The following is a 15,875-nucleotide window of genomic DNA, read 5'->3' on the forward strand; positions in this document are numbered from 1 at the left end:
CAAGCTTCAAGCTCATAGACAACGGATTTCATCGATCTGGCCTTGCAAAACCGACGAGTCCTCGTGCAGAGTGAGCTCGTGGCCAGTCGAAGCGCAGACCAGAGGAACTCACGCGACATCCGTGAGTCCTCCCGCGAGTCCTCTCGCGATCCCAGGAACGGCAGTCCGCAGCTGGACGCCGTCTCCCTCGCCATCATCGAACAGCTCCAGGAGGACGGCCGCCGGCCGTACGCCGCCATCGGCAAGGCCGTGGGCCTGTCCGAGGCGGCCGTGCGCCAGCGCGTCCAGAAGCTGCTCGACCAGGGCGTGATGCAGATCGTCGCCGTCACGGATCCGCTCACCGTGGGCTTCCGCCGGCAGGCGATGGTCGGGATCAACGTCGAGGGCGACACGGAGTCCGTGGCCGACGCGCTGACCGGCATGTCGGAAGTCGAGTACGTGGTGATGACCGCGGGCTCGTTCGACCTCCTCGCCGAGATCGTCTGCGAGGACGACGACCACCTGCTGGACGTCATCAACAAACGCATCCGGGCCCTGCCCGGCGTGCGCTCCACCGAGAGCTTCGTCTACCTCAAGCTCAAGAAGCAGACCTATATGTGGGGAACCCGATAACCGTGAGTACCAAGGACCTCAGCCGCTCCGCGTACGACCACCTGTGGATGCACTTCACCCGCATGTCCTCGTACGAGAACTCCCCCGTTCCCACCATCGTCCGGGGCGAGGGCACCTACATCTACGACGACAAGGGCAAGCGCTACCTCGACGGTCTCGCGGGTCTGTTCGTGGTCCAGGCCGGTCACGGCCGGGTCGAGCTCGCCGAGACCGCCTTCAAGCAGGCGCAGGAGCTGGCGTTCTTCCCGGTGTGGTCCTACGCCCACCCCAAGGCCGTGGAGCTGGCCGAGCGCCTGGCCCACCACGCGCCGGGCGACCTCAACAAGGTCTTCTTCACCACCGGCGGCGGCGAGGCGGTCGAGACCGCCTGGAAGCTCGCCAAGCAGTACTTCAAGCTCACCGGCAAGCCCACCAAGCACAAGGTGATCTCCCGCGCGGTCGCCTACCACGGCACCCCGCAGGGCGCCCTGTCCATCACCGGTCTGCCGGCCCTGAAGGCCCCCTTCGAGCCCCTGGTCCCGGGCGCGCACAAGGTCCCGAACACCAACATCTACCGCGCCCCGATCTTCGGCGACGACCCCGAGGCCTTCGGCCGCTGGGCCGCCGACCAGATCGAACAGCAGATCCTCTTCGAGGGCCCGGACACGGTCGCGGCCGTCTTCCTGGAACCGGTGCAGAACGCCGGCGGCTGCTTCCCGCCGCCGCCCGGCTACTTCCAGCGGGTCCGCGAGATCTGCGACAAGTACGACGTGCTGCTGGTGTCGGACGAGGTCATCTGCGCCTTCGGCCGCCTGGGCACGATGTTCGCCTGCGACAAGTTCGACTACGTCCCGGACATGATCACCTGCGCCAAGGGCATGACCTCGGGCTACTCCCCGATCGGCGCCTGCATCATCTCCGACCGCCTGGCCGAGCCGTTCTACAAGGGCGACAACACCTTCCTGCACGGCTACACCTTCGGCGGCCACCCGGTCTCCGCGGCCGTGGGCCTCGCCAACCTCGACCTGTTCGAGCGCGAGAACCTCACCCAGCACGTGCTCGACAACGAGGGGGCGTTCCGCGCCACCCTGGAGAAGCTGCACGACCTGCCGATCGTCGGCGACGTCCGCGGCAACGGCTTCTTCTACGGCATCGAGCTGGTCAAGGACAAGGCGACCAAGGAGTCCTTCAACGAGGAGGAGACCGAGCGCGTCCTGTACGGCTTCCTCTCCAAGGCCCTCTTCGACAACGGCCTGTACTGCCGTGCCGACGACCGCGGTGACCCGGTCGTCCAGCTCGCCCCGCCGCTGATCTCCAACCAGGAGACGTTCGACGAGATCGAGCAGATCCTGCGCGCGACGCTGACGGAGGCGTGGACAAAGCTCTGATCAACTGACGCTGTGATCAAATACGGCCCCGGTGCCGTCCGTTCGAGTGAGAAACGGCGGCCCGGGGCTGTGTGCTGTCCGGCCCGGCTCCTTTGAGTACCTAGCGTGCCAGTGACCGATCGGCCCAGCCTTCGTTCCCCCGCTTGGGGGACTTGGCACAGGAAAGCGGATCAACTGAGGAGTACGCCCATGGTGGCCCCGCCGGACAACGACGTGCTCTGGGCACGCGCCCTGCACTTCCAGCACCACGACGGCTCCCCTGCGCTGCAAGGCGTCTCGCTCGGCGTCCAGGAGGGCGAGATCCTCGCCGTCAGCGGCCCCCGCGGCAGCGGCAAGAGCACGCTTCTGGGCTGCCTGTCCGGACTGCTGCGGGCCGGGAGCGGCGAGGTGTGGTTCAACAGCGTCCCCGTGCACAGGATGGGTCCCCTCGCCCGGGAACGGCTGCGCCGCGACCGCTTCGGCTGGATCGACCCGGCCCCCGTCCTGGTCCCCGAGCTGAACGTCTGGGAGAACGCCGCGCTCCCCCTGATGCTGCGCGGCACCAGCCGCCGACGTGCCAAGAAGGTCGCCCTGGAGTGGCTGGAGCGTCTCGACATCGGCGACAGCGCCCGCAGGCGCCTGCACCAACTGCGCCAGGCCGAGCGGCAGCGGGTCTGCATCGCCCGTGCGCTGGCCCCCTCCCCGACGGTCCTGTTCGCCGACGAGCCCACCGCTCCGCTGCACCGCGCCGACCGCGGGCACGTGCTGCGTACGCTCACCACGGCGGCCCGCTCGCACGGCATCACGGTGGTCCTGGCCACCCACGACCCGGAGACCGCGGCGCTCGCCGACCGCACGGTCTCCCTGCTCGACGGGCGGCGCGTGAACACCGTGCACCTGCCGCCGGTCCCCGAGACGGAAGGCCGGGCCGCGTGCTCGCTCTCCGTCTGACCCGCCGCGCCCACCCGGCCGTCCAGCTGCGCCGTCTCCTGGTGGCTGCGGCGTCGGCCGGGACCGGTTTCCTCCTGCTGTGCACCCTCGGCCACGCGATGAGCCACCCGGACACGCCGGCCGCATCCGTCCTCCGTCTGGCCTGGTGTGCGGTGCCGGCGGCCGCCACGGTCCACTTCGCGGTGGCCGTCGCCCGCACCGATCCCTGCACCCGGCCGCGCGACGGCCTCTCGGCGATCGGCCTCGGTCCGGCCCGCCAGATGGCCTTCTCGGCCACGACGACGGCCCTGTCCACGGCCCTCGGCTCGATGCTGGCCCTGCTGTTCTTCCTCCACCTGCGCGGCGACCTCACGGGCATGCCCTTCGACGGAGCGGCGACCGAGTTCCTCGCCGCGGGCACCCCACTCCCCCTCCCGGCAACCCTGACCCTCCTCACCCTGATCCCGGCAGCCGCATCCCTGTCGGTCGCCTTGGTCCTACGCCCCCGAGACCCGCGGCACCCGTCCCGCCCAACCCGCCCATCCCGCCGAGCCGCGGGCAGTCGTGCCGCTGGGGCGATGGGGGTCCCCCCGCTCGAGCGAAGTCGAGAGTGGGGGAGGGTGGGCGCTGGGGGTCCCCCCTCTGGGGGAGGCACCCCGCAAGCGCCGGGCAGCGCGACCAACCCCTCAGCCACACACTGGGCACCTGATACCCCCGGCGCCCCGACCGTACCCACACCCACCCGCACCCCACCCCATCCCACCGCCACTCTCCCCTGGGGCATCGCCACCCTCGCCGCCGGCCTGGCCGCAGAGGCCTACACCGCCCACACCAGCACCACCGGCCTCTCCATGCCCGGCAGCCCACCCAGCGGTCCCGCAGGCCTGCTCCTCGGCTGGGCCCTGGCCGCCCTGGGCCTGACCCTGGCCGGCCCAGGCCTCACCCACCTCTGCGGCCACCTCCTCCAGGCAGCCCGCCCCGGCGCCGTGCGCCTCCTCGCCGGCCGCGTCCTCATGGAGGAAGCCACCCGCATCGGCCGCCCCGTCGGCGTCGTCTGCGCGGCCGGGTCCGCCGCGTACGCCGTGGCCACCCTGCACGACCCGGACGGCCCGGCCTTCGGCCCGCTGACGACCCTCGGCGTCCTCCTCGTCGCGGGCTGCACGCTCGCCACCCTGCTCACCGCCGCCGTCGAGGCCAAGCACGTCCGCGCCGACACCACCGCCGCCCTGCTGCGCCTCGGCGCCCCGGCCACGATGCTGCGTGGCGCCGCCACCCTCCGCGCCGGCGCCCTCCTCGCGGTGTTCGGCCCGCTGGCCGTGTTCGTCGCCGAGCTCGCGGCCCGGCCGCTGGCCCACTGAAGCTCGTACGGAAAAATTCTCCGACCGCCGATGAGTTTCCGACGGCCCTCGGGTCTACCCCACCGAACGGCACAAGCCCGATGGGAGAGACGACACATGTACCAGCAGATGATCTTCGTGAACCTGCCCGTGAACGACCTCGACGCCTCCAAGAAGTTCTTCACGGAGCTCGGCTACACGCTCAACCCGCAGTTCAGCGACGAGAACGCGGCGTCCGTCGTGATCAGCGACACGATCGTCGCGATGCTGCTGACCAAGCCGTTCTACGCGACGTTCACGAAGAAGGAGATCGCGGACGCCACGAGGACCAGCGAGGTGCTGATCTGTCTGAGCGCCGAGAGCCGCGAGAAGGTCGACGAGCTGGTCGAGAAGGCGGTGGCGGCGGGCGGCACGGCGTCGGAACAGGTCCAGGACCACGGCTTCATGTACGGCCGCGCTTTCGACGACCTGGACGGCCACACCTGGGAGGTCATGTGGATGGACCCGGCGGCCGTCGAGGGCTGAGCCGCACGCATGCCTAGCATGGGCGGGTGCAGCCGACACCACCCGCCCACGCGCCCCACACCGCTTCCCACGACCGTGAGATCGAGTCCCTCGCCGAGTTCGACGAGGTCGTAGCCGTGCAGGGGACACTCGCCCACTTCCGCGTCCAGGCCGTCGATCTGACGGACCGTACGGACGCACTGCTGTCCGTCGACACCAAGGGCGCCGTCTTCCTCGGCTGTCCGATGGACGAGGCTGCGGCCACCCGGGTGCGCGCCGCCGGCGCCCTGGTCTTCCCGCCCGTCCCGGACCTCCCCTTCGACCCGTACCGCGGCTTCGCCTACACCCCCGACGAGCTGTTCGACTCGCTCGACCAGGGCTACGAGGCCACGCCGGACGCCCGGTCGTACGCCTGGCTCCAGGAGACGAAGGCGGACGGCGACGTCTTCGCGTCCATGCTGCGCGCGGTCCACGACGACGCCATCTCCGACGCGCTGGACGAACTCCTCACCGGCGCCCGCGTGGTGGGCGTCATGGGCGGCCACGCGATGGCTCGCGGCACGGAGGCCTACGCGGGCGCGGCCCGCCTCGGGCGGGAGCTGGCCCGCGCGGGCTTCACCGTCGCGACCGGCGGCGGCCCCGGCGCGATGGAGGCGGCGAACCTCGGCGCGTACGCCGCTCCGTACGGCGACGAGATGCTCATGGACGCCCTCCAACTCCTCGCCAAGACACCGGAGTTCACCCCGTCGATCACCGACTGGGCACGCACCGCCTTCGAAGTGCGCGGCCGCTGGCCGGACGGCGGCCCCTCCGTCGGCATCCCCACCTGGTTCTACGGCCACGAGCCGCCGAACCCGTTCGCCGCGCACATCGCCAAGTACTTCGCCAACGCCACCCGCGAGGACGGCCTGCTGGCCCGCTGCACCGCGGGCGTGGTCTTCCTGCCGGGCGCCGCCGGCACCGTGCAGGAGATATTCGACAACGCGACCCCCAACTACTACGAGTCCCGCGGCGAGCCCACCCCCATGGTCCTGGTGAACCGCGCCCACTGGACGGAGAAGCTGCCGACATGGCCGCTGCTCCGAGCGCTCGCGCGGGAGCGTTCGATGGAGGCCCGGATCGCCCTGGTCGACGGGATCGAGGAGGCTCCGGCGGCGTTGAAACGTCTCGGCGGTTAATAAGCGGGCAAAGCCAACCGTCATGATGCGCAGACGGATTGACACTCCTTATGGAGCGCTTATAAACCTGTGAGTCTCCTGGGGGTGGTGAGCATCGGCAGGGACTAGGGACTGTCGCCTCATCTCCCCCTCAAACCCCCCGCATTACGCGCATCCCATGAAGGACAAACGTGTCCATAACTCGCCGTAACGCACGCCGTTCCGTGCGCATCCTCGGTGTCGTCTCCGCCTCTGCCGCGCTCGCGCTCGGCGCCGCGGGCAACGCGCTCGCCTGCAACATCAGTGAGTTCTCGGCCGCGGCCGAGTGCGACGGCACCAAGGGCGTCATCACGGTCACCGACAAGGACCCGGCCGGCACCCCGGCGACCGTCTCCGTCTACCTCGAGAACAACGGGGCCGACGAGCGGCTCGTCGGCAAGCAGGTGGTCAAGGGCTCCCGCGAGGGCGTCACGATCACCTTCACCGAGGACTGGAAGCCGGGCGCGACGTACCGCATCCACGTCAAGGCCGGCAACCAGGTCGACGAGGACATCAAGCCGAACCTGGTCACCCCGGCCACCGCCTGCACGACCGAGGAGACCCCGAGCCCCACCCCGACTCCGTCCGAGACGCCGTCGGAGTCGGCGACCCCCTCGGCCCCGGCCGAGTCCGACACCCCGACCCCGACGGCCTCGGAGGGCGGCAGCAGCGCGCCCGCGGACACCGCGAGCAACGCTCCGTCGCCCGCGGCCGGTGCCGGTGACTCCAACCTCGCCGAGACCGGCGCCGACTCCAACACCGGTCTGATCGCCGGCATCGCGGCCGCCCTGGTCGCCGTCGGCGGCGGCGCGGTGTTCTTCGGCATGCGCCGCCGCGGGGCGAGCAGCGACCGCTGATCCTCCGTCCGGCCCGACCGGCTGTGGCCCGTCCCGTTCCCGGGGCGGGCCACACGCGTCTCAGCCGAACGTCGCCCGCTCCAGCCAGAACTCCAGCAGCTCCCGCTCGCCGAGCACCTCCACCTCGGGGCTGTCCAGCGGCAGACGGCGATAGAAGGCGAGCAGGACGGAGGTGAGCGGGCCGCGCAACGCGACCGTCGCCTTCTCGTGGCCGCGCCGCCAGGTGACCCCGTCCTCGGTGAGCTCGATCACCCACTCGGCGTTCAGCTCCGGCCCGGTGTCCGTGGCGTGCAGATGGATGCTCCGGCCCGGCCCACGCAACTCCCGTGCCGTGTCGTGCGGAGCCGTCCGCTGGACGAACTCGACGATCTGCAGCCACTCGTCGATCGCGTCCACGGCCACGTCGGGCGCGACCTCGTACGGCAGCTTCGCGGCGAGCGTGGCGTCGGCGCGGTGGACGGTGACCTCGTGGGTCATCCGACGGGCCCAGAAACCGGCGTCGGGGATCCCGGCCCAGCTCCACACCTCGGCGTCCGGCCCGGCCTCCCGCAGGGTGCCGACCAGCATCTCGCCGCTCTCGGCCAGCCAGGCGTCCAGCGCGGCCGCGTCCCCCTCGGTCTCCGGCCCGCCGCCACCCGGGACCTGGTCCTCCGGGATGTCCTCCCCGGACCGGGTGCGCACCAGCAGCTCCACCCAGCGCAGGGCGCGGCCCACATGCCGTACGAGCTGCTCCAGGGACCAGTCGGGGCAGGTCGGCACGGTGGCGGACAGATCGGCTCCGGAGGTCACCACGGACCTCAGCAACCGCATCTGGTGGGCGATCTCGTCGCAGTACCGGTCGTGTGCGAGGTGCGTCATGGGCGGCACCCTACGGTGCGGTCGATCACGGGAGCACCACGATTTCGGCCACGTCGAACTCGACCCCGACCGCGTCCCCCACCTCCGGCGCCTCCCGCAGCGCACACGCCGCCTCCAGCCGCGGGGCGCCCTCGGGCTGCAGATGTACGGCGACATGGGTGCCCTTGAACGTGCGCGCGGCCACCGTGCAGCGCAACCCGGCGTCGGCCGGCACGAGGCGCACACCGGCGGGCCGTACGAGGACCGTGCCCGCCCCCTGCGCCGCCCCCTCGGGCACCGGCAGCTTGCCCCACGGCGTGTCCGCGGCCTGTCCGCTCACCGTCGCCGCGACCACGTTGTCGAAGCCCAGGAAGCGGGCCACGAACTCGTCCGCCGGCCGCTGCCACACCTCGAGCGGCGTACCGGACTGCGCGATCCGCCCGTCCCGCATCACCACCACCCGGTCGGCGAGCGCGAAGGCCTCGCCCTGGTCGTGCGTCACCGCGAGCACGGTCGTCCCCAACCGGCCGAACAGCTCCCGGAGTTCGACCACCAACCGTTCCCGCAGCGACCGGTCCAGCTGGCCGAGCGGCTCGTCCAGCATGAGCAGCCGTGGCCGCGGCGCCAGCGCCCGGGCCAACGCAACCCGCTGCTGCTCACCCCCGGACAGCGCGGCGACGGCCCGACGTGCGGCACCCGGCAGCCCGACGAGCTCCAGCAACTCCCGTACGTGCTCGCCCTGTTGCCTCTTCGACGCCCCGTGCATCCGCAGCCCGAACGCCACGTTGCCGCCCACGTCCCGTTGCGGGAACAGCTGATGGTCCTGGAACATCAGCCCCACGCCCCGCTTGTGAGCGGGCACGCCCGCCTGGTTCCGCCCGTCGAGTACCACCCGTCCGGCGTCCAGCGGTTGCAGCCCGGCGACCGCCCGCAGCAGCGTCGACTTGCCACTGCCACTCGGCCCGAGCACGCACACGACCTCGTGCTCGGCGACGCCCAGGTCGACGCGGTCGAGCGCGGCCCACCCGCCGAACCGTACGGTCGCGCCCTCAAGGCTCAGCAGCATCAGAACTCCCCCGTCCGGTCGGTCCGCAACCGCTCCAGCACCAGCAGCGCCACCGCGCACACCACCATGAGAATCGTCGAAAGGGCCATCGCCTGCCCGTAATTGAGCTCGCCGGGCCGACCCAGCAGCCGCGCCACCGCGACCGGCAGCGTCGGGTTGTCCGACCGCGCGATGAAGACCGTCGCCCCGAACTCCCCGAGCGACACCGCGAAGGCGAACCCGGCCGCGACCAGCAGCGCCCGCCGCACCATCGGCAGATCGACCTCGCGCCATGCCCGCCACGGCGACGCCCCGAGCACCGCCGCCGCCTCCCGCAGCCGCGCGTCCACGGCCCGCAGCACGGGCAGCATGGTCCGTACGACGAAGGGGACCCCGACCAGCGCCTGCGCGAGCGGCACCAGGATCCATGAACTGCGCAGATCCAGCGGCGGTTCGTCGAGGGCGATGAGGAACCCGAAGCCCACGGTCACGGCGGACACGCCCAGCGGCAGCATCAGCAGCGCGTCGAACCCGCGCACGAACCGCCCGGCATCCCTCCGGGTCAGCGCCACGGCCGCCAGGCCGCCGATCAGCACAGCGATGGCGGTGGCGACGACGGCGTAGGTGAGCGAATTGTCGATCGCATCGATCGGCGGGACGAGGAAGGTCCCACCGTCCTCGCTGGTCAGCGCCCGGTAGTAGGCGAAGTCGGGCGCGTCCAGCGACCGCTGCACCAGCACGGCCAACGGCAGCAGAAGCAGCCCGGCAACGGAGGCGAGGACACCGGCAAGGAGCGCCCACTGGCCCACCCCCTGCGGCCTGCGCGCGGTCACGGAGGCGTCCACGAGGCGCAGGGCGGTCTCCCGTCGCCGTACGGTCCAGGCGTGCACGGCGAGGATGGCGCCCACCGCCAGGAACTGGATGATTGTGAGGACGGCGGCCGTCGACAGGTCGAAGACCTCGGAGGTCTGCCGGTAGATCTCCACTTCCAGGGTCGAGAAGGTCGGCCCGCCCAGGATCTGCACCACCCCGAAGGAGGTGAAGGTGAACAGGAAGACCATCAGCGCGGCGGCGGCCACGGCGGGCGCGAGCGCGGGCAGGGTCACGGTGCGCCAGGCGGAGAGCCGCGAGGCACCGAGCATCCGGGCGGCCTCCTCCTGTCGGGGGTCGAGTTGCGCCCAGAGCCCGCCGACCGTCCGTACGACGACGGCGTAGTTGAAGAAGACATGCGCCAGCAGGATCGCCCACACGGTGGTGTCCAGCCGTACGCCCCACAGCTCGTCGAGCAGCCCGCCACGCCCGACCAGCGCGAGGAACGCCGACCCGACGACCACCGTGGGCAGCACGAACGGCACGGTCACGACGGCCCGCAGGAGTTGCTTGCCGGGGAAGTCGAAGCGGGCGAAGACATACGCGCCGGGCAGTGCGACCAGCAGCGTCAGCGCGGTCGAGGCGAGCGCCTGCCAGGTGGTGAACCACAGCACGTGCCGGATGTCTGACTGTGTGAGGACGTCCGCGATCCTGCCGAGCTGCCAGCCCCCGTCGGCCTTCAGCCCGCGGGCGACGATCGCGGCCACGGGATAGGCGAAGAAGGCGGCGAAGAACGCGACGGGCAGGGCGATGAGCCCGAGCCGCGCCGCGCCGCCCTTCGTGACGCGCTTCTTGTGGGCTACTTCAGTACGAGCGAGGTCCACGACTTGACCCACTGGTCGCGGTTGGCGGCGATCTCGGCCGGGTCCATGGTCTGCGGATCCTTGGCCTGCGGCCCGTACTTCGCGAACTCCGGCGGCACCTCGGCACCCTCCCGCACCGGGTAGACGAACATGTTGAGCGGCATGTCGTCCTGGAACTCCTTGGTGAGCAGGAAGTCGAGCAGCGCCTTGCCGCCCTCGGTGTTCCGCGCGTTGCTCAGCAGCCCCGCGTACTCGATCTGCCGGAAGCAGGTGCCGGTCGCGACCCCGGTCGGCGCGGTCTTCGGCTTCGGGTCGGCGAAGACGACCTCGGCGGGCGGGGAGGAGGCGTACGACACGACGAGCGGCCGGTCGCCCCCGGCCTTCCGGCCGCTCGACGAACCCGAGAACTCCTCGTAGTACGCCTGCTCCCAGCCGTCGACGACCTTCACACCGTTGGCCTTGAGCTTCTTCCAGTAGTCCTGCCAGCCGGCGTCGCCGTACTTCGCGGCGGTACCGAGCAGGAAGCCGAGGCCGGGCGAGGAGGTGGCGGCGTTCTCGGTGACCAGAAGGTTCTTGTACGCGGGCTTGGTCAGGTCGTCGAAGGACTGCGGCGGGTCCAGCTTGTGTTCGGTGAAGTAGGCCTTGTCGTAGTTGACGCAGATGTCTCCGGTGTCGACGGGCGTGACCCGGTGCTTGTCCTGGTCGACCCGGTACTCGGGCAGGACGAGGTCGGCGCCCTTCGCCTCGTACGGCTGGAAGAGGCCGTTGTCGAGGGCGCGTGACAGCAGCGTGTTGTCGACGCCGAAGAAGACGTCGCCCTGCGGGTTGTCCTTGGTCAGGATCGCCTTGTTGACGGCCTGCCCAGCGTCGCCGTCCTTGAGGACCTTCACCGTGTATCCGGACTGCTTCTCGAAGTCCGCCAGCACGCCCTTGGACACGGCCCACGAGTCGTGGCTGACGAGGGTGACCGTCTTGGAGTCCCCGGAGCCCCCGCTGCCGGACTCGGAAGAAGACCCGCATGCGGACAGCGTGATCAGGCCCAGCCCGACGACCACGGCTGTGAACTTCCTGGTGTTGCTCACCGATTTCCTCCTGGCTGACCAGGAAGAGACGCGGCCCTGCCCGGGGACCTTCGGACGGCTCCCGGGCAGGGCGCAACAGCTTGAGTGACGACCGATCTCCCTACCCAGAATGACCTGGGCGAGGTTCAGAGGGTCTGCGGACTGTCCCGCACTCTCAGCGCTGTGGCGCTCCCCTGTCGGAATATGAAGATGTGTACGGCGTCAGACTACCGCTCGGTGGCCGCCAGCTGACCACACGCCCCGTCGATCTCCTGACCTCGGGTGTCCCGGATGGTCACCGGCACGCCGTGCGCGGCGATGGCCTCGACGAACGCCTTCTCGTCCTCGGGCCGTGAGGCCGTCCACTTCGAGCCCGGCGTCGGGTTCAGGGGGATCAGATTCACGTGCACGGGCCTGCCCTTGAGCAGCCGGCCGAGCCGGTCGCCGCGCCAGGCCTGGTCGTTGATGTCCCGGATCAGCGCGTACTCGATGGACAGCCGGCGCCCCGACCTGGCCGCGTACTCCCACCCGGCGTTGAGGACTTCCCGCACCTTCCACCGTGTGTTGACGGGGACGAGGGTGTCACGCAGCTCGTCGTCGGGCGCGTGCAGCGAGATGGCCAGTCGGCACTTGAAGCCCTCGTCGGCGAAGCGGTGGATCGCCGGCACCAGTCCGACGGTCGACACGGTGATCCCGCGCTGCGACAGCCCGAGTCCGTCCGGCTCGGGGTCGGTGAGGGCGCGGATCGCGCCGACGACGCGCTTGTAGTTGGCGAGGGGCTCGCCCATGCCCATGAAGACGATGTTCGACAGCCGTGCGGGACCGCCGGGGATCTCGCCGTCCCTCAGCGCCCGCATCCCGTCCACGATCTGGTGCACGATCTCGGCGGTGGACAGATTCCGGTCCAGCCCCGCCTGCCCGGTCGCACAGAACGGGCAGTTCATCCCGCAGCCGGCCTGCGAGCTGATGCACATGGTCACCCGGTCCGGGTACCGCATCAGCACCGACTCGACGAGCGTCCCGTCGAACAGCCGCCACAGCGTCTTGCGGGTGGTGTCCGCATCGGTCGACAGATGCCGTACGACGGTCATCAGCTCGGGCAGCAACGCCTCCCGCAGCTTCGCGCGGGACCCGGCCGGGATGTCGGTCCACTGCTCCGGGTCGTGCGCGTACCGCGCGAAGTAGTGCTGCGAGAGCTGCTTGGCACGAAACGGCTTCTCACCGATCTCGGCCACGGCTTCCCTGCGCTCGGCAGGCGTGAGATCGGCAAGGTGCCGCGGCGGCTTCTTGGCTCCGCGCGGGGCGACGAAAGTGAGTTCTCCGGGCTTAGGCATGGCTGTACCAGTGTCGCAGATCGACTGGGGAGGACGATTCCCCCGACGTCGGGCGGCCTACAGGCTGTCCAGGAACCTCGCGACCGCCGCAACCGCGCGGTCCCTGCGGCGGTGTGCCTTGCTGCAGTATCGCCGTCTGCGCCACCAGCGGCGCGGCTGCGGGATCGGCGTACGGCACCAACGGCACGGCCGCGTCCGGGGCTCGGGTCTGCCACTCATGCCGCCGGACAGTGTCGACACCGCGCCCCCTCTCCGCGCCGGCGACCGCCCGTCATCAGGCGGGCCCCGCCGCAAGGAGCAGCCAGGTGGACGCGGTCGCCGGTCAGTGACCCGAGCTTGTCAGCACCCGGGGCGCGACGAGCGTACCCAGGTGTCCGCGCGCGGGGCACGGGGTTTTGAACGGAAAGGGCCCGCCACCCCCGAGGGCAGCGGGCGTCCGCATGGGAGGACGGTGATCAGCCGGACCCCACGAACAGCACCAGCAACAGCCACACCACCGGAGCCGTCGGCAACAGAGAGTCCAGCCGGTCCATGATGCCGCCGTGGCCCGGCAGCAGCGTGCCCATGTCCTTGATGCCGAGGTCCCGCTTGATCATCGACTCACCGAGGTCGCCCAGCGTGGCACTCGCCGCGACCGCGAGGCCGAGCAGCAGACCCTGCCACCACATGCCGTCGTCGATCAGGAACTGCATGCACAACGCACCCGCCACCATGGCGAAGCTGACCGCGCCGAGCAGCCCCTCACGGGTCTTGCCGGGGCTGATGCGCGGGGCGAGCTTGTGCCGGCCGAAGCGCCAGCCGACGGCGTACGCGCCCGTGTCGCTGACGACCGTCAGCAGCAGGAACAGGAAGACCCGGCGCGGACCGTCCTCGGCCGTCAGCATCATCGCGACGAACGTCGCGAGGAACGGCACGTAGAAGGCCGCGAAGACCCCCGCCGTGACGTCCTTGAGATAACCCTCCGGCGGTTCCGTCATCCGCCAGACCAGGACCGCGAGCGCGGTGAGCGCCATCGCCACCCAGGCGCCCTCGGCCCCGCGCACATACCCGGCGACGACCATCGCCGCGCCACCCACCGCGAGCGGCACGATCGGCGCCTTGATGCCCTTGCGCTCGTCGAGCCGTTTGGTCAGCTCCCACAGGCCCACCACGACGGCGACCGCGACGACCCCGACGAACACCGCCTTGACGATGAACAGAGACGCGACGATCACCGCGCCGAGTCCGACTCCGACCCCTATCGCGGCGCCCAGGTCGCGGCCCGCGCTCTTCTTCTGCGGTGCGGGCGCCGGCTGTGGGGCGTCGTGCATGGGCTCCGGATTCTGCGGCACCGCCGGATGGGGCTGCGCCGTCGGGCTCTCGTCGCGGAACAAGGGGCCGCCCAGCCGAGCGGCCCCCCGGTCGTCGTCCTGGTCTCCGCCGTGGGCGGACACGTCGGGCACGATGGGCATGGGGCGAGTCTGCTGCGCGTTGTGCGCATCGTACGTGGGACCCGCCGGGGCGGCCCCCGGGACAGGCCCCCCGTCGGACGGCGCCCAGTACCCGGCGTGCGGCGGCGCTCCCCAGGAAGAGTCGTTCATCAGACCTCGAGCAGCTCAGCTTCCTTGTGCTTGAGGAGCTCGTCCACCTGAGCGACGTACTTGTGCGTGGTGTCGTCGAGCTCCTTCTCCGCACGGCGGCCCTCGTCCTCGCCGATCTCGCCGTCCTTGATCAGCTTGTCGATGGCGTCCTTGGCCTTGCGGCGGACGGAGCGGATGGACACCTTGGCGTCCTCGCCCTTGCCCTTGGCGACCTTGATGTACTCGCGGCGGCGCTCCTCGGTGAGCTCGGGGAACACCACCCGGATGATGTTGCCGTCGTTGCTCGGGTTGACGCCGAGGTCGGAGTCGCGGATCGCCTGCTCGATATTGCGCAGCGCGCTCTTGTCGAACGGGGTCACGACCGCCATGCGCGGCTCCGGCACGGAGAACGAAGCCAGCTGGTTGATCGGCGTCGGCGCGCCGTAGTAGTCGGCCACGATCTTGTTGAACATCGCCGGGTGCGCACGGCCGGTGCGGATCGCGGCGAAGTCCTCCTTGGCGACCACGACGGCCTTCTCCATCTTCTCCTCGGCCTCGAGGAGGGTCTCTTCGATCACCACTTGCTCCTGCGTGTCTTGAGTAGGCCCGGCTGCGGTTCCTTGTCGGGGCCGGCGGCCGGCTGCGTCGCGTCTTCTTCCTGCACGGTTCCCGACCGGCAGGTCATTGTCCATCCCCTGGCCAGGGTCCGTTCCCTCCGTCCCTCGGACAGGTGTCCTCCCGCGGACGGAGACACCGGTCAGTCCCGGCTGCCTTGGTCACCCACCAGCGTGCCGATCTTCTCACCCTTGACAGCGCGGGCGATATTGCCCTCCTTCAGAAGCTCGAAGACCACGATCGGAAGCTTGTTGTCGCGGCACAGCGTGATGGCGGTGGCGTCGGCGACCTTCAGGTCCCGCGTGATGACCTCGCCGTAGCCGAGAGAGTCGAACTTGACGGCGTCCGGATTGGCCTTCGGGTCGGAGTCGTAGACCCCGTCCACACCGTTCTTGCCCATCAGCAGGGCCTCGGCGTCGATCTCCAGGGCGCGCTGGGCGGCGGTGGTGTCGGTGGAGAAGTACGGCATGCCCATACCGGCGCCGAAGATGACCACACGGCCCTTCTCCAGGTGCCGTACGGCGCGCAGCGGGATGTACGGCTCGGCGACCTGCCCCATGGTGATGGCGGTCTGCACCCGGCACTGGATGCCCTCCTTCTCCAGGAAGTCCTGGAGGGCGAGGCAGTTCATCACGGTGCCGAGCATGCCCATGTAGTCGGAGCGGGCCCGGTCCATGCCGCGCTGCTGGAGTTCGGCGCCGCGGAAGAAGTTGCCGCCGCCGATGACGACCGCGATCTGCGCGCCGTCACGTACGACGGCCGCGATCTCGCGGGCGATGGCGTGCACCACGTCCGGGTCGACGCCCAGGCCCCCGCCGCCTGAGAAGGCCTCTCCGGACAGCTTCAGCAGAAACCGGCCGCGTACTTTGCCGTCGTCGCTCTTCTCGACGCTGGTGGTCATGGGGATCTCCTCGTGGTGCACATACGAAGAAGGCCATTGCCGGTGGTGGGTTTGCATCCCATACGCGG

The 15,875-nt window shown here is 70.5% G+C and carries 15 protein-coding genes and 1 riboswitch; of the genes, 7 read left to right on the forward strand and 8 right to left on the reverse strand.

What is annotated here, in order from left to right; all coding sequences use genetic code 11:
• Positions 1-63: 63 nt before the first annotated feature.
• The 7 genes from ACFVJQ_RS20355 to ACFVJQ_RS20385 all read left to right on the forward strand — a co-directional run bounded on the left by ACFVJQ_RS20355 (position 64) and on the right by ACFVJQ_RS20385 (position 6,782).
• Positions 64-612, forward strand: a complete 549-nt coding sequence (locus ACFVJQ_RS20355; protein ID WP_224740474.1) for an Lrp/AsnC family transcriptional regulator — start codon at positions 64-66, stop codon at positions 610-612.
• Complete coding sequence (locus ACFVJQ_RS20360) at positions 597-1,979, forward strand: aspartate aminotransferase family protein (protein ID WP_385512876.1); 1,383 nt, start codon at positions 597-599, stop codon at positions 1,977-1,979. Before ACFVJQ_RS20355 ends, ACFVJQ_RS20360 begins: the two co-directional genes overlap by 16 nt.
• A 189-nt stretch (positions 1,980-2,168) precedes the next feature.
• The gene (locus ACFVJQ_RS20365; RefSeq protein WP_385512877.1) at positions 2,169-2,909 is read left to right on the forward strand and encodes an ABC transporter ATP-binding protein; all 741 of its coding nucleotides are present in this window, start codon (positions 2,169-2,171) and stop codon (positions 2,907-2,909) included.
• Positions 2,891-4,246: a hypothetical protein gene (locus tag ACFVJQ_RS20370; RefSeq protein ID WP_385512878.1), complete on the forward strand. Its 1,356-nt coding sequence runs from the start codon at positions 2,891-2,893 to the stop codon at positions 4,244-4,246. The genes ACFVJQ_RS20365 and ACFVJQ_RS20370 overlap by 19 nt, the downstream gene beginning before the upstream one ends.
• Before the next feature lie 96 nt (positions 4,247-4,342).
• Positions 4,343-4,750 (forward strand): VOC family protein, encoded by a 408-nt coding sequence (locus tag ACFVJQ_RS20375; RefSeq protein ID WP_224735957.1) that lies wholly within the window; start codon positions 4,343-4,345, stop codon positions 4,748-4,750.
• 26 nt (positions 4,751-4,776) lie between these two features.
• Positions 4,777-5,907 (forward strand): LOG family protein, encoded by a 1,131-nt coding sequence (locus ACFVJQ_RS20380; RefSeq protein WP_385785625.1) that lies wholly within the window; start codon positions 4,777-4,779, stop codon positions 5,905-5,907.
• Positions 5,908-6,077: 170 nt separating this feature from the next.
• Positions 6,078-6,782, forward strand: coding sequence for an LAETG motif-containing sortase-dependent surface protein (locus tag ACFVJQ_RS20385; RefSeq protein WP_385785628.1), 705 nt, complete (start codon positions 6,078-6,080; stop codon positions 6,780-6,782).
• A 60-nt stretch (positions 6,783-6,842) separates the two neighbouring features.
• Here ACFVJQ_RS20385 and ACFVJQ_RS20390 read toward each other — a convergent pair whose 3' ends face one another.
• The 8 genes from ACFVJQ_RS20390 to pyrH all read right to left on the reverse strand — a co-directional run bounded on the left by ACFVJQ_RS20390 (position 6,843) and on the right by pyrH (position 15,807).
• Positions 6,843-7,640, reverse strand: coding sequence for a maleylpyruvate isomerase family mycothiol-dependent enzyme (locus ACFVJQ_RS20390; RefSeq protein ID WP_385512881.1), 798 nt, complete (start codon positions 7,638-7,640; stop codon positions 6,843-6,845).
• Positions 7,641-7,665: 25 nt separating this feature from the next.
• On the reverse strand, positions 7,666-8,685 hold the full coding sequence (locus ACFVJQ_RS20395) for an ABC transporter ATP-binding protein (protein ID WP_385512882.1): 1,020 nt from the start codon (positions 8,683-8,685) through the stop codon (positions 7,666-7,668).
• On the reverse strand, positions 8,685-10,358 hold the full coding sequence (locus ACFVJQ_RS20400; protein WP_385512883.1) for an ABC transporter permease: 1,674 nt from the start codon (positions 10,356-10,358) through the stop codon (positions 8,685-8,687). Before ACFVJQ_RS20400 ends, ACFVJQ_RS20395 begins: the two co-directional genes overlap by 1 nt.
• Entirely contained in the window at positions 10,334-11,419 is a 1,086-nt protein-coding gene (locus ACFVJQ_RS20405) for a thiamine ABC transporter substrate binding subunit (protein WP_385785633.1), read from the reverse strand. Before ACFVJQ_RS20405 ends, ACFVJQ_RS20400 begins: the two co-directional genes overlap by 25 nt.
• A gap of 79 nt (positions 11,420-11,498) precedes the next feature.
• Positions 11,499-11,604: riboswitch (TPP riboswitch) on the reverse strand.
• A 21-nt stretch (positions 11,605-11,625) separates the two neighbouring features.
• The gene (rlmN, locus tag ACFVJQ_RS20410; protein WP_385785636.1) at positions 11,626-12,732 is read right to left on the reverse strand and encodes a 23S rRNA (adenine(2503)-C(2))-methyltransferase RlmN; all 1,107 of its coding nucleotides are present in this window, start codon (positions 12,730-12,732) and stop codon (positions 11,626-11,628) included.
• Between the two features lie 455 nt (positions 12,733-13,187).
• Positions 13,188-14,312 carry a phosphatidate cytidylyltransferase gene (locus ACFVJQ_RS20415; protein WP_224735223.1) on the reverse strand — a complete coding sequence of 375 codons (1,125 nt, stop codon included), beginning with the start codon at positions 14,310-14,312 and terminating at the stop codon, positions 13,188-13,190.
• Positions 14,312-14,869: a ribosome recycling factor gene (gene frr, locus ACFVJQ_RS20420; protein WP_055623354.1), complete on the reverse strand. Its 558-nt coding sequence runs from the start codon at positions 14,867-14,869 to the stop codon at positions 14,312-14,314. Before frr ends, ACFVJQ_RS20415 begins: the two co-directional genes overlap by 1 nt.
• 179 nt (positions 14,870-15,048) lie before the next feature.
• A complete protein-coding gene (gene pyrH, locus ACFVJQ_RS20425; protein WP_224735224.1) occupies positions 15,049-15,807 on the reverse strand; it encodes a UMP kinase in 759 nt (252 codons plus the stop codon).
• Positions 15,808-15,875 lie beyond the last annotated feature (68 nt).

The organism is Streptomyces sp. NPDC127197 (genome assembly GCF_042672405.1).
Lineage (GTDB): Bacteria > Actinomycetota > Actinomycetes > Streptomycetales > Streptomycetaceae > Streptomyces > Streptomyces flavusporus.